The following is a 14,219-nucleotide window of genomic DNA, read 5'->3' on the forward strand; positions in this document are numbered from 1 at the left end:
CCGCTCACACCGACCGGCCGGGCGGATCCGCCGCATCGCCCTCCAGCAGGTGCGGTGCGGCGGCCCCGGCTCGGGTGAACGGGCCGGGATCCGCCGCTCCCGGCGCGCCGCCGACCAGGATCCAGCGGCGGGCCCGGACCGCGCCGATGAGGAACGCGGCGTCCGGGACGGCTTCGGCGTCCGCCACGATCAGGGCGTCGAACTCCTCGTCCGGCACCGTCACCCCCGCGCCCAGCGGCGTCGCCGCGACCACGTCGGCCGCGCGGAGCAGGACGTCGGTCTCCGTCGCCGCGCCGCCCTCCAGATAGCCGGTGAGCTGCTCGATCCGGGCCATCGCCCGCCGCTCGTGGGTGGCGATCAGCGCCGGGTCCACGGACGGGTCGCCGCCGCAGATCTCCCGCACGTTCTCCCGCGACCGCTCCTCCGCCTCGACCGCCGTCCGCAGCTCGGCCTCCCGCGCCGCCAGCTCGGCCGCCGCGTCCGCCTTCCGCCGCCCGGCCGCCGCCTCGAGCTCCGCACCCCGCGCCGTCGCGGCCTCCGCCTCGGCGCGGGCCCGCCCCGCCGCCGCGAGCGCCTCGTCCCGGGCGGTGCGCGCCGCGTCCACGCGCGCCTGGATCTCGGTCGCGGCCTGCTGCGCGGCCCGCGCCGCCATGCCCGCCTGCGTGGCCCGGTCGACGGACTCCGCCGCGAGCCGCGCCTGCTCCTGATGCGCCGCCTTCGCCTTCTCCAGCTCCGCCGCCAGCCAGACGAGCTCCGTCCCGAGCCGCGCCTGCGCCTCCCGCGCCTGCTCCAGCCGGGCACCGCCCTCCGACACGAACGCCGCGATGCCCTGATGCCGCGCCGCCGCCTGCTCCGCCGCGTCCTTGGCCGCCTGCGCGCGCTTGGCCGCCTCGTCCGCCTCCCGCGTTCGGGTGCGGACCTCCTCCCGCAGCGCCTTGAACTCCGACGGCGCCGCCGCCACGTGCAGCCGCTGGCCCAGCGTCATCGTCCGCTTCCGCGCGGCGAGCGCCGACTCCGCCGACACCAGCCGGTAGTAGCTCGTGTGCCCCTCGGCCGCCGCGTCCGCGTCCGCCTGGCGCAGCCGCTCCGTCTCCGCCGCCGCGGCGGGCAGCGCCTCCCGGGCCCGCGTCAGCTCCCCGGTCAGCGACTCCTCCAGCCGGCGCGCCGCCTGCACCTCCGCCTGCGCCTGCCGTCCCCGCTGGTCGAGCTCGGCGCACCGCGCGAAGGCCGCGTCCGCCACGCGGGTCAGCTCCCCGGCCTCGGCCGCCGCCGCGTCCGCGAGGCCCTGCAGCCGATCCGCCTCCGCGCGCGGCCCCGCCAGCTCGGCCTCCGCCTCAGCCAGGACGCCTTCGAGCCGCTCGGCCTCCGCCTCGCCGTCCCCGGCCGCCGCCTCGGCCGCCTCCGCCGCGCGCCGCGCCTCCTCGATGCCCGCGTCCAGCTCGGCGAGCGCACGCTCCAGCTCGTCGCGCCGCCGCGCGCACTCGGCGCGCGCGCCCTCCAGCGCCGCCGCGTCCCGGGGCCACTGCTCCAGCCACATCAGCCCGCGCCGCAGCAGCCGCACCTCGGTCTGCCACGCCTGCCGCCACGCGTCCCCGACCGGCCGGACGACCGCGTCCCGCACCCACGTCTCGGCCGCCGCCGGTTCCGCCACCGGCGCAGGGTCGCCGCCGACCGGTTTGAACTCGATCGTCCCGTTGGACCCCATCTCCTGCATCGGCGCGGGGCGCCCCGGCTCGCCTTCCGGCCGCGTCTCGACGAGCACCCCGAACACCTCGGGATCGTCCTCGAACCCCCGCAGCAGCTCGGCGGCCCTCTCCTGGGCCGGCGCGAGCAGCAGCGCCCGCTCACCCGCCGCGAGCAGCTCCTTGACGACCCGCCGCACGGCCTTCGCGTTCCGGACGAGCCGGACCCCGTCGTCCGCGCCGAGCGACCCCGGCGACACGAGCAGCCGCGCGAGCACGTCCCAGTCGCCCGCGACGCGCCCCTCCCGGAACGCGCGCAGGGCGGCGAGCTGCGGCGCCCACCCCACCGGAGCCCCGCCCTCGGGACTCTCCCGCAACCGCTCCTCAAGCGCCTCGTACTGCTCGGTCAGCGCCCCGACGACGCTCTCGACCAGCCCGGCGATGCCCGGATCCGCCCCCGGGGAGTCGGCCAGGGGAGTCAGATCAAGCCGGGTGACCTCCGACGCCCCCTCACCGTCCGCGTCCTCTCCCGCAGGAGCGGCGTCACCGTCGACCTGACCGGCATCGGGCGCCGCAGAAGGACCAGGGCCGCCGGCCGCCCCCTCCAACATGAAGGCGCCGTCGCCCTCCCCCCGGGCGTCCGCGCTCTTCGAGGCGTTCTCCGATGTGAGGGCGAGGTTGTCCTCGCCTGCTTGCGGGTCCGGGGGTGGGGAGGCGGTGCTTTCGTCCGTCGCCTCGGCGTCCGCGTTCTCCGGGGTGAAGGGGACGCTGTGGTCCTCCTCCTCGGAGTTCGCTTCGCGGGCGGGGATGGTGCTCGGCTCGCCTGTGGCGGCAGGGGCGGGCGCGAGCGTCGCGGGCGGCTCCGGGGTGGGGGCTGCGCTGCCCGCGGGCGGGAGCGGGACGGTCACCGTGGGGATGTCGGACTCGGGGATGTAGGGGGTGGGGGACGGGCGTTCCTCATCCGGTCCGCTGGTCCCTGCTGAGTGCTGCACCGACGCCTTCCCTGTCCCGAAAACGACCCCGAGGTCGTACTTCTCCCCTTTTGTGGAGGACTAACGCCTTACACGGTATCTACCGCTGGATCAGTGCGGGTTGGTCGCGAGCAGCTCCGCCAGGAGGTCGTCGAGCGTGACGATGCCCGCGAAGCCGCCCTCGGCGTCATGGACGACGGCGAGCGGGGCGCGGGCGCGGCGGAGTCGGCTCACGGCGTCCAGGACGGTCGTCTCCGCGGTCAGTGACGGCGCCGGGTGGGCCAGGTCGCCGGCGCGGCGCTCGCCGTCCGGTTCCGTGATGGCCGCGCGGACGTGGACGATGCCGGGCATCGTGCCGTCGTCCGCGCGGACCAGGAGGCGGCTGTGGCCGCTGGCGTTCGCGGTCCGGCGGATCCGCGCGGGCGTCGCGTCCGCGTCGATGGTCGTGACGGACGTGGCGGGGACGACCAGGCGGGCGACCGTCGCCTCGCGGGCGTTGATGGCGCGCCGCAGCAGTTCGTGGTCGTGCCTGCCGATGAGGCCGACGCGGCGGGACTCGCCGACCAGGTGGCTGAGCCGCGCCGGGTCGGTGTGGCTGTCCAGCTCGTCCTTGGGCGTGACGCGGATGAGGCGCAGCAGTCCGTTCGTCGTGGCGTTCAGCGCCGACAGGACGGGGCGCGACACCTTCGCGAACGCCCGGAACGGCAGCGCGAGCAGCAGCGCCGAGCGCTCCGGGTGCGTGATCGCCCACGACTTGGGGGCCATCTCGCCGACGACCATGTGCAGGAACGTGATGACGGCGAGGGCGCAGATCAGGGCGATGGCCTTCGCGCCGGCCTCCGGGACGCCGAGGGCGTGCAGGGGCGGTTCGAGGAGGTGCTCGAAGGCGGGCTCGGTGACGATGGCGAGGCCGAGCGAGCACATCGTGATGCCGAACTGGGCGCCGGCGAGCATCAGCGACAGTTCGCGGACGCCCGCGACGGCGGCCGCGGCGCGGCGGCTGCCCTGCGCGGCGGCGCGTTCCAGGTGGGAGCGGTTGGCCGCGACCAGGGCGAACTCGGCCGCGACGAAGAAGCCGTTGCCGACGAGGAGCAGGACGGTGATGAGCAGCGTCGTCATCGGGCCGCCTCCACGCGCGCGTCCCGGATGACGATCTTCTCGGCGACGCGGCGGGCGAGGCTGACGACCTCGAGCTCGGCGCGGCCGTCCGGTTCGAGGCCGACGGTGAGGCGGTCGCCGACGACGGGCAGGCGGCGCAGTTCCGCCATGACGAGACCGCCGAGGGTGTCGTAGGCGTCGCCCTCGGGGAGGGCGAGGCCGGTGAGGCGGCCCACCTCGTCGATGCGCATGTGGGCGTCGACGAGCCAGGAGCCGTCCGGCGCGGACGTGGGCGCGTCGGGGCGGGCGTCGGTCTCGTCCGCGATCTCGCCGACGAGTTCCTCCGCGACGTCCTCGAAGGTGAGGATGCCGGCGAGCCCGCCGTACTCGTCGACGACGCAGGCGAACTCCTCGCCGGAGTCGCGCATCCGCTCGATGACGCCGTACAGCGGCTGGCTGCCGGGGACGAGCAGGGCGGGCCGGGCGATGTCCCCGAGCGGGACGTCCGGGGCGAGGGAGTCGTCGGCGACCTCGCGGACGCCGGCGACGCCGACCACGTCGTCGACCTCCTGGCCGTAGACCGGGTAGGCGCTGTGGCCGGTGTCGCGGATCAGCTCGCAGAGTTCGGCGACGGTCGCGGTGGCGGGCAGGGTCCGCACCTGGGGGCGCGGCACCATGACCTCGTCCGCGGTCCGGTCGCCGAAGGACAGCGCGCGGTCGAGCAGGCGGGACAGATCGGCGGGCAGGTGCCCGGCGCTGTGCGACTTGCCGATGATGTCGCCGAGCTCCTCGAGGGTGGCGCCGCTGTGCAGCTCCTCGACGGGGTCGACGCCGACGGCGCGCAGCAGCCGTTCGGCGGCGCGGTCGAACAGGCGGATCAGCGGACCGGCGATCGCCATGTAGAGGAGCGTGGACGTGGCGAGCGCGCGGGCGAGGGACTCGGCGCGGGCGAGGGCGAGGTTCTTGGGGAACAGCTCGCCGAGCAGCATCTGGATGAGCGTCGCGAGGACGAACCCGGTGCCGAGGGCGATCGCGCCGGTCGCCCCGGCCGGGACGCCCGCGACGTCCAGCAGCGGACGGATCAGTTCGGCGAGGGCGGGCTTGGCGATGAAGCCGACGACGAGGGTGGTCATCGTGATGCCGAGCTGGGCGCCCGACAGCATGAACGAGACCCGGCCGATGACCTTGACGGCGCGGCGGGCGGAGGCGTCGCCGCGGGCGGCGGCCTGCTCCAGGGCCGCGCGGTCGGCGGCGACGTAGGCGAATTCCTGGGCGACGAAGTAGCCGGTGGCCGCTGTGAGCACGAACACGGCGAGCACGCCCAGCAGGGCGGTCACCATCGGGCACCGGGTCTATGACTGGGGTCCGACACCGCGGACTCACCACTCCTCTCGTGTCGTGAGCACCTCGTGCTCATCCTGCGCAACGTCACCTCCGTCGCGGAGGTTCCCGAAAAGACCAGGGTAAGGCTCCGTGGACGAGGTGAATATCCGATGTTGCGCGTGATGTCCAACATGTCGTCCGGGCCGGGGGGACAGACCTTGTCTCGCCGAGTGCCACGGATCACACTTGGCGGTGAGCATGCGGCCGGCCCCCGGTGGCCGGGACGGAAGCGCACGGGGCCGAGCGAACCGAACGCGGGACTGACGTGGAACACAGCGGGGCAGGGGCCGCCGCGCCCATGAGCAGGGAGGGCGTCGACCACGCCCTGCGCGCGCTGCGCGCCGAACGCGACCGCATCTCCGAGTCCCTGCTCGAACTGGAGGACCATCACGGGAGCCGGCTGCTGCGCGGCGCGCGGCTCACCGGCGAGACGTGGCGGCGCTGGGACGAGGCGCAGGCCCGGCTGACCCTCCTGTGGCGGGTGTTCGACGCGTACCAGCGGGTTCTGGACGAGGCGACGGAGCTGCGCGAGCGGTCGGCGCGTCCGGGCCCGGCCGATCTCGCGGAGCTGACCGGCCTGCTGGCGGGCCTGTCGGTGGAACTGCCGGACGGCGGCGTCCCGCTGGAGGCGCGGACGCTGCTCGGCCCGCGGGAGCGGCGCATCAGGCCGGACGAGGCGGCCGGCATGATGTCCGACGCCTACGCGTTCGTCGCGGCCGAGATCGCGGCGGCCGACGCGGCCTGGACCGCGCTTCTCGTCCCCCTGGAGGAGGCCGAGCGGAACTGGCGCGAGGTGGCACGGCTCGCCCATGAGCTGGACGGCGCCCGCCATCCCGAGCTGGACCGGCTGGGCCGGGAGCTGACCGCGCTCGGCCGGGTCGTCCGCACCGACCCGCTGTCGCTCGTCCGGGACGGGAGGCCGGGCACGCCCCGGCTCGACCGGGTCCGGGCGGCGCTGGCGGCGCGCCGGGACGAGCTGGCCGGGGTCGCCCGCGTCCGGGACGGCTACCCGGAGCTGGTCGAGCGGCTCGCGGCGGTCGCGGCCGAGGTCCGGGACACCGAGCGGCGCGCGCACGCCGCGTACACCGACGCCCTCCAGAAGATCGACTCCCCCCGGCTGCCGGAGCCCGCGTCCGGGCTCGCCGCCGGGCTGCACGACCGGCTCGCCGCACTGGAGCGGCTCCGCGAGGCGGGCCGCTGGGTCGAACTGGCGGGCCGCGCCGCCGAACTCGAACGCGCCGCGGACGACGCGCTGGAACGCGCGCGCGGCGACCTGCGCCTGAGCCGCGGGCTGCTCGACCGGCGCGGCGAGCTGCGCGGCCGCCTCGAGGCCTACCGCGCCAAGGCGGCGCGGCTCGGCCTCGCCGAGGACGACGGACTCACCGCCCGGTACCGCGAGGCCCGCGAGCTGCTGTGGACGGCCCCGTGCGAGCTGCGCGCGGCGACCGCGGCGGTGGCGGAGTACCAGCGCGCGATCCGGATGTCCGAGAGCGAGGCGGGGAGCCGGCCATGATCCGATGCGTCCAGCCCGGCTGCAACGGCACCCTGGAGGACGACGGGTTCTGCGACACCTGCGGCCTCGCCCCGCCCGCCGCCCCGCCCCCCGCCGACCCGACGAGGGCGTGGCGGCCGGAACCGCCCGAGGCGTCCGTGGAGACCGGCCCCCCGACCTCCGGGGACGTCACCGTCTCGGGCTCCACGGGGACGGCGTCCGGCGGGACGTCGCCCGTGAGCGGGTACAGCGGGTCCGCGGGGACGTCGTCCAGCGGGTCGGCGCGGCGCGGGATGCTCGGCGCGGGGCTGGTGGAGGTGCCGCCCGTCCCGGCCCGCGACCCCGCCACGGCGATCATGGCGGACGCGCGGGTGCCGGAGAACCGGCGGTTCTGCAGCCGGTGCGACGCGGAGGTCGGCCGCAGCCGCGACGGGCGGCCCGGACGCACCGAGGGGTTCTGCAAGAACTGCGGGCATCCGTTCTCGTTCACGCCGAAGCTCCGCGAGGGCGAGCTGATCGGCGGGCAGTACGAGGTGCTCGGCTGCCTCGCGCACGGCGGGCTCGGCTGGGTGTACCTGGCGCGCGACCACAACGTCAGCGAGCGCTGGGTCGTCCTGAAGGGCCTTCTCGACACCGGCGACAGCGACTCGCTGGCCGCCGCGGCGGCCGAGCGGGCGTTCCTCGCCGAGGTCGAGCACCCCAACATCGTCAAGATCTACAACTTCGTCCGGCACGGCGGTGACGGCTACATCGTCATGGAGTACGTCGGCGGCCGGTCGCTCAAGGACATCCTGCTCAGCCGCCGCCGGGAGGCCGGCGAGGACGCCGCGCTCCCCCTCGGCCAGGTGATCGCGTACGGGCTGGAGGTGCTCAGCGCGCTCGGCTACCTGCACGGCGTCGGGCTGCTGTACTGCGACTTCAAGCCCGACAACGCGATCCAGTCCGAGGAGCAGCTGAAGCTGATCGACCTCGGCGGGGTGCGGCGGGCGTTCGACGTCCACTCCCCCATCTTCGGGACGCCCGGCTACCAGGCCCCGGAGATCGGCTCGAAGGGCCCGTCGGTCACGTCCGACCTCTACACGGTGGGCCGGACGCTCGCCGTGCTCAGCTTCCCGTTCCGCGGCTACACGCGCCGCCACCTGCGGAGCCTGCCGCCCGCCGAGGAGGTGCCGCTGTTCCAGCGGCACGAGTCGTACCACCGGCTGCTGCGCCGGGCGACGCACCCCGACCCGGCCTGCCGGTTCCAGTCCGCCGCCGAGATGGCGGAGCAGCTCACCGGGGTGCTGCGCGAGGTCCTGTCCGCGGAGGACGGCCGGCCGCGCCCGGCGCCGTCGCCGCTGTTCGGGCCGGAGCGGTCCGCCGCCGGCACGGAGATCGAGTGCGGCGTCCGGCCCGTCCTGGCCCCGCTGGACGCTCAGGCGGCCGCGGCGGCGCTGCCGGTCCCGCTGGTGCGGGGCTCCGACCCGGCCGCCGCGTTCCTCACCGGGCTGCGCGTCCAGGATCCGGGCGACCACGCGTCCGCGCTGGAGGCGGCGCCGCTGAAGTCGCGCGAGGTGCGGCTCGCGCTCGTCCGCGTGCGGATCGAGCTGGGGGAGTACGGCGAGGCCGCCCGCCTGCTGGACGGGCTCGCCGCCGCCGACCCGGGCGACTGGCGCGTCGACTGGTACCGGGGCGTCCGCGCCCTCGCGGAGGGGCGGGCCGGTGACGCGTCCGCCGTCTTCGACGACCTGTACGACCTCATGCCGGGGGAGCTCGCGCCGAAACTCGCGCTCGCCTTCGCGCACGAGCTGCGCGGCGACCCGGGCGCCGCCGACCGCTTCCACGAGGTGGTGTGGCGCACCGACCACACGTACGTGAACGCGGCGTTCGGCCTGGCCCGCGCCCGGATCGCCGCCGCCGACCGGCCGGCCGCCGAGCGCGTCCTCGACTCCGTCCCGCGCATCTCGAGCCACTACGTCGCCGCGCAGCTCGCGGCGCTGGCCGCGTCCGTCCGCGGCCGGAGCCCCCGCGACCTCGACGCCGGGACGCTCGTCGCCGCGGCCGTCCGGCTGGAGTCGCTGCGCATCGACACGCAGCGGCGGGCGGCGTTCACCGCCGAGGTCCTGGAGGCGGCGCTCGCCCACGGCGGCCCCGGGACGGACGCGCGGCTGTTCGGCGTCCCGATGCGCGAACCGGCGCTGCGCGCGCGGCTGGAGGAGACCTACCGGGTCCTCGCGAAGCTGGCGGACGATCCCGCGCAGCGCCACGCGATGGTCAGGCGGGCCAACGAGATCCGGCCAAGGACCCTGTTCTGACGACGCAGACCCTGTCCCGACGAGGAGGAGTCCCCGATGAGCGGCCTGCCCGAGTTCTCGCTCCGGGTCGACCAGAACCCGTTCCTTCCGGCGGGCGGGCGGGAGATGCACGCGATCGTGACGGTCCGGGCGTCCGGTTCGGCCGCCCCGGAGCGGCCGGACCGCACGCCGGCCGCCGAGGTGATCGTCATCGACACGTCCGGGTCGATGTCGTACGGCGGCAAGCTCGCCGCGGCGAAGCGCGCGGCCCGCGCGGCGGTCGCGCAGCTGCGCGACGGGGTCCATTTCGCGATCATCGCGGGCGCGAACCGTCCGGCGCCGGTGTACCCGCGGTCCGGCCTGGCGGTGGCGGACGATCGAACGCGGCGGGCCGCCGCGCGCGCCATCGGCCACCTCGAGGCGGCGGGCGGCACCGCGATCGGGTCATGGCTGATGCTGGCGGACCAGCTGCTCAGCGCGCGGACTGACGCCGTCCGGCACGTCATCCTGCTGACCGACGGCAAGAACCAGCACGAGACCCCGGCGGAGCTGGACCGCGCGCTCCGCCGCTGCGCCGGACACTTCGTCTGTGACGCGCGCGGCGTCGGCACCGACTGGGAGGTCGCCGAACTCCGCACGATCACCGAGGCGCTGCTCGGCGGGTTCCTCGACATCCCCGACCCGGCCGACCTGAAGGACGACTTCGTCGCGATGGCCCGCGCCTCGATGGGCAAGGAGGTCGCGGACGTCGCGCTCCGGCTCTGGACGCCGCAGCGGTCGAGCGTCCGCTTCCTCAAGCAGATGACGCCGCACCTCACCGACCTGACCGGCAGGCGCGTCGACTCCGGCCGCCAGACGGCCGACTACCCGCTCGGCGCGTGGGGTGCCGAGGAGCGCGAGTACCACCTGTGCGTCGAGGTCGAGTACAGCGGCATCGGGCGGCGGATGCGCGCCGCCGGGGTGAAGCTCGTCGAGCGGGGCGAGCGGGGCGAGCGGGGCGAGCGGGTCCTCGCGTCCGGCAACGTCGTCGCCGAATGGACGGACGACGAGGGGAGGTCGACCCGCATCGACCGCCGTGTCGCCCACCACACCGGGCAGTCGGAGCTCGCCGACGCCATCCGGGAGGGGCTGGAGGCGCGCCGCGCGGGTGACGAGGACACCGCGACGGCTCGCCTGGGACGCGCCGTGGTTCTCGCCGACCGGGTCGGGAACGCCCAGATCAAGGACCTCCTCGGCAACGTCGTGGAGGTCATCGACGCGGAGCACGGCACGGTGCGCCTGAAGCACACGGTGTCGAAGGCCGATGAGATGGCCCTCGACACCCGCTCCCAGCGGACGGTGCGGATCCGTTCCCGCGACGACCTCGAACCGGGCCGGACCCAGGACGGTGCGCGATGACCCCACACCCACCCGCCGCACCACGCCCACCCGCCGTACCGGCGCGGGAGGGGGCGGCATGACGCCGACGCGTTCGCCCGACGCGGCCGTGGCCGCGTCGTCCGCGGTTCCGGATTCCGGAGGGGACGCCGCCCCAGTCCGGAAGGCCGGGCGGTTCTCGGTGTTCGTCCGGGGGCGGTGGCTCCTGACCATTCCCGGGCGAATCCGGACGCATGTCGCGCTGACGCTGGCCGCGCTGCTCGCCCTGCTGGCCGTGCTGACCGTGGCGATCGGGAACGCGCGCGATTCCGTCCAGACGATCGGGCACGACGCGGGGCCGCAGGTGGTCGCGACGGGCGCGTTGTACTTCGCGCTCAGCGACATGGACGCGCAGGTCGCGTCCATCCTGCTGATCGGCCGCGACCACGGGCTCGGGATCGGCCGCGACCGGTCGCTCGAGCGGTACGAGCGGCGCCGCACCGAGGCGGGCCGGGCGGCGGTGCAGGCCGCGCAGCTCGCGACGCACGACCCCGACCTGCGGCGCACCGTCGAGGAGGTGCTGGACGGCCTCGGCCGGTACGAGCGGCTCGCGGGCGAGGCGATGCTGCTGGACCGGCAGGCGGGGCATCCGCCGGGCGAGCCCCCGGCGGAGGTCGTCGACGCCTACCGGCAGGCGACCGACCTCATGAAGGTGGAGCTGCTGCCGAAGGCGTACAACATCACGCTCGACACGGGCGAGAAGGTGCGGCGGACGCACGAGACGGAGCGGTCGGCGATCCTGACCGGCCGCGCGTGGGTGGTCGTGACGGGCGCGCTGCTCCTGGCGCTGCTGGTCGCGACGCAGATGTACCTGGCGCGGACCTTCCGGCGCGTCCTGAACCCGGCGCTCGTGCTGGCGACGGCGGGCACGCTCGTGCTCGTCGCGGTGGCGACGGCCCTGCTGTCGGCGCAGGCGGGGCACATCGCGCGGGCGAAGCGGGACGGCTTCGACCCGATCCTGTCGCTGTCGCGCGCCCGCGCGATCGGCCACAGCGCGTTCGCGGACGAGAGCCGCTACCTGCTCGACCCGGGCCGCGCGGACACCTATGAACAGACCTATCTCGACAAGTCCCTCTCCGTCCTCTACCTCGACATGGGGACGAAGCCGTTGAACCTCGCGAACTACCACCCGGCGGTGGACGGCACCCTCGCCCGGTACCGGCCGGGGCCGGGCGCGCCGCCGTTCCTCGGCCTGTTCGGCGACGAGGCGCGGGTCAGCCGCGACGGGCGGGAGGCCGCGGCGTTCGGCCGCACGCTCCAGGCGTACCGGACGGTCCTCGCCAACGACCGGCGGATGCGGGAGCTCGCCGCGCGCGGCGACCGCGCCGCCGCCCTCGACCTGCGGATGGGCCGCACGTCCGGCGCGATCCGCGACTTCGACGCCTACGACGCGGCGCTCGTCGCGCTGGCCGGCGTCCACCGGGAGGCGTTCGACGAGGCCATCGCGGCGGCGAACGGCGGCCTGCGCGGCTGGGCGGCGGTGCCGGGCGCCGCGGCCGCGGCCATCGCCCTGCTGATCGCCGTGGGGGTCCGCCCGCGACTGGCGGAGTTCCGTTGAATCCGGGAGGGGACACGATGCGGATCGTCGCGGCCGCGATCGCGGTGCTCTCGGCGCTCTGCGCCTGCGGGCTGGAGGGCGCCGAGCGGCGCGGCGTCGCGGGCGAGCGCTCCCTGGTCATCGGGGTGAAGGCCGACCAGCCGGGCCTCGGGTTGAAGGGCCGGAACGGGTACGAGGGCTTCGACGTGGACGTCGCGACCTACATCGCGGGGCGGCTCGGCGTGCCGAGGAGCCGGATCAGGTTCACGACGACGAACTCGTCGGTGCGGGAGAAGGCCCTCGCGTCCGGGGAGGTCGACATGGTCGTCGCGACGTACTCGATCACCCCGAAGCGCAAGACGCAGGTGACGTTCGCGGGCCCGTACTACATCGCCCACCAGGACACCCTCGTCCGCGGCGACGACCTCGGGGTGCGGAACGTCCGCGACCTCAGGGGCCGGCGGATCTGCGAGGTGACCGGGTCGAACTCGTGGCGGCGCGTCATCGAGGAGCGGAACGTCGCGGCGCGGCGGGTCGCCGCGCCGACCTACGCGGCCTGCATGGGTGACCTGGCGGGCGGACGCCTGGACGCGGTGTCGACCGACGACCTGATCCTCGCCGGGTTCGCCGCCGGACGCGACGTCCGGATCGTGAACGCCCCGTTCACGGACGAGAAGTACGGCGTCGGCCTGCGGAAGGGCGATCTGGAGGGCTGCGCGGAGGTCAACCGGGCCATCACGCGGATGTACCAGGACGGGACGGCCGAGCGGCTGCTGAACAAGTGGTTCGGCCGGTCGGGGCTGAAGCTGACGACGAGCGTCCCGCAGTTCGAGGGCTGCTCCTAACCGGTTGGGAGCGTTCCAAGAGAGTCCGGCCGGGCGTGCCGGTCAGAGCGCGGTCGGGAGCGCGCCGAGCGCGTCGCGGAGCGTGTCATGAATCGGGACGAACCTGTCGATGCCGGTGATGCGGAACACCCGCTGGACGCGCGGCGGCAGCGCGATGAGGGAGACGTGCGTGCCCCGCTCGAGCGCCCGCCGGTGCGCGGCGACGACGGCGTTGAGGCCCGCCGAGTCGCAGAACGTCACCCCGCGCATGTCGACGACCACGGGGTCGCCGGTCTCGACGGCGTGGAACAGAGCCCTCTCGAAGCCCGCGCGGGAGACCAGGTCGATGTCGCCCTGGGCGCGGACGAGCGCGCAGCGTCCGTCGTGCAGCAGGCTGATGTCGAAGTCCATGAGGTCACCTCACGTGTCGGGGTGACTCCTCAGGATTGCTCACCCGTGCCCGTATTCCAAGTGGTTCCGGAGGAATCGGACCGGGCGCCCCGGCGGCGCCATCGGTCCGCAACGGCTCGGAGGGCGCCGCGCCGGGCCGCCCCGGTGCGCCGGAATCCCCGTGCGGGCAGGGGATTTCGAAGATCCGCCGGACGTACCGGAGGAATCGTCCGGCGGAATCGTTCCGGTGACCTGCCGGAGAGAAACTTACTAAACGGTAAGAATGGTGGCGCCGCAGGATTGTTGGGAAAAGGGGGGAAAGTTACGAGTAGCTCGATACAAGTGGTATGTCGGGACGCGCCATCGCCGTGACCTGCGCATGGACCATCGGCCGAACGTTCGGCCGAAAGCGCACGCCGACCGGGAGGACGCGGCCGCCCGGACAGTACAGTGACGTTGGTGAATTCGGGAGGCCGGGTGTTCTACACGTTCCTGACGTACGTGGTGCGTCCGATCCTGTGGCTGGTTTTCCGGCCGCGCGTGGTCGGCGGGGAGAATGTGCCCGCGGACGGGCCGCTCATCGTCGCGAGCAACCACCTGTCCTTCATCGACAGTTTCATCATTCCCCTCGCCGTTCCCCGGCCCGTCACCTACATCGCCAAGGCCGAGTACTTCGCGGGCGGCGGGCCGCGCAGGAACCTCGTCCGCTGGTTCCTCGGCAACCTCGGCCACGTGCCCGTGCAGCGCGGCGCCCAGCGCGCCGCGATGGGCGCGCTGGAGCAGGCCGTCGAGATCCTCGCCGCCGGCGGCGCGTTCGCGATCTACCCGGAGGGCACCCGCTCCCCGGACGGGCGGCTCTACCGCGGCCGGACGGGCGTCGGCTGGCTCGTCCTCGAGTCCGGCGCCCGCGTCCTGCCGGTCGCGCTGGAGGGCACCGAGCGGATCCAGCCGATCGGCGCGTCCCGGCCCCGCGTCTTCGGCCCGCGCCCCACCGTCCGCATCGGCGCCCCGATGGACTTCTCCCAGTACCGCGACCTGCCGCCCGCGAAGGCGCGGCGCGCCGTCACCGACGAGATCGTCGACACGATCCAGAAGATGTCGGGCCAGGAGTACGCCGCCGTCTACAACGGACGCGCCGACACACCGTCCTGAG

At 75.0% G+C, this 14,219-nt stretch carries 10 protein-coding genes; 6 read left to right on the forward strand and 4 right to left on the reverse strand.

What is annotated here, in order from left to right; translation table 11 throughout:
* Positions 1-4: 4 nt before the first annotated feature.
* The 3 genes from IE99_RS29265 to IE99_RS0116005 all read right to left on the reverse strand — a co-directional run bounded on the left by IE99_RS29265 (position 5) and on the right by IE99_RS0116005 (position 5,091).
* Positions 5-2,674 (reverse strand): hypothetical protein, encoded by a 2,670-nt coding sequence (locus IE99_RS29265; protein WP_157610340.1) that lies wholly within the window; start codon positions 2,672-2,674, stop codon positions 5-7.
* A gap of 90 nt (positions 2,675-2,764) precedes the next feature.
* Positions 2,765-3,772 (reverse strand): hemolysin family protein, encoded by a 1,008-nt coding sequence (locus tag IE99_RS0116000; protein ID WP_030170596.1) that lies wholly within the window; start codon positions 3,770-3,772, stop codon positions 2,765-2,767.
* Positions 3,769-5,091, reverse strand: coding sequence for a hemolysin family protein (locus IE99_RS0116005; protein WP_157610341.1), 1,323 nt, complete (start codon positions 5,089-5,091; stop codon positions 3,769-3,771). Before IE99_RS0116005 ends, IE99_RS0116000 begins: the two co-directional genes overlap by 4 nt.
* Before the next feature lie 341 nt (positions 5,092-5,432).
* Between IE99_RS0116005 and IE99_RS0116010 the strand changes: the two genes are divergently transcribed.
* From IE99_RS0116010 to IE99_RS0116030, 5 genes are read left to right on the forward strand one after another with little or no spacing between them, the layout of a single operon-like run.
* Positions 5,433-6,647 (forward strand): hypothetical protein, encoded by a 1,215-nt coding sequence (locus IE99_RS0116010; RefSeq protein ID WP_030170602.1) that lies wholly within the window; start codon positions 5,433-5,435, stop codon positions 6,645-6,647.
* Positions 6,644-8,920 (forward strand): serine/threonine-protein kinase, encoded by a 2,277-nt coding sequence (locus tag IE99_RS0116015; RefSeq protein ID WP_030170611.1) that lies wholly within the window; start codon positions 6,644-6,646, stop codon positions 8,918-8,920. Before IE99_RS0116010 ends, IE99_RS0116015 begins: the two co-directional genes overlap by 4 nt.
* Before the next feature lie 36 nt (positions 8,921-8,956).
* Positions 8,957-10,297, forward strand: coding sequence for a VWA domain-containing protein (locus IE99_RS0116020; RefSeq protein WP_051712568.1), 1,341 nt, complete (start codon positions 8,957-8,959; stop codon positions 10,295-10,297).
* Between the two features lie 58 nt (positions 10,298-10,355).
* The gene (locus IE99_RS0116025) at positions 10,356-11,873 is read left to right on the forward strand and encodes a hypothetical protein (protein ID WP_245623226.1); all 1,518 of its coding nucleotides are present in this window, start codon (positions 10,356-10,358) and stop codon (positions 11,871-11,873) included.
* 17 nt (positions 11,874-11,890) lie between these two features.
* The gene (locus tag IE99_RS0116030; protein ID WP_030170621.1) at positions 11,891-12,697 is read left to right on the forward strand and encodes a glutamate ABC transporter substrate-binding protein; all 807 of its coding nucleotides are present in this window, start codon (positions 11,891-11,893) and stop codon (positions 12,695-12,697) included.
* 42 nt (positions 12,698-12,739) lie between these two features.
* Here the strand turns inward: IE99_RS0116030 and IE99_RS0116035 are convergent, their stop codons facing one another.
* On the reverse strand, positions 12,740-13,087 hold the full coding sequence (locus IE99_RS0116035) for an STAS domain-containing protein (protein ID WP_030170625.1): 348 nt from the start codon (positions 13,085-13,087) through the stop codon (positions 12,740-12,742).
* A gap of 456 nt (positions 13,088-13,543) precedes the next feature.
* Between IE99_RS0116035 and IE99_RS0116040 the strand changes: the two genes are divergently transcribed.
* Positions 13,544-14,218 carry a lysophospholipid acyltransferase family protein gene (locus IE99_RS0116040; protein WP_037559498.1) on the forward strand — a complete coding sequence of 225 codons (675 nt, stop codon included), beginning with the start codon at positions 13,544-13,546 and terminating at the stop codon, positions 14,216-14,218.
* The last annotated feature ends 1 nt before the right edge of the window (position 14,219 follow it).

Origin of the sequence: Spirillospora albida, assembly GCF_000718255.1 — a bacterium.
Classification (GTDB): domain Bacteria; phylum Actinomycetota; class Actinomycetes; order Streptosporangiales; family Streptosporangiaceae; genus Spirillospora; species Spirillospora albida.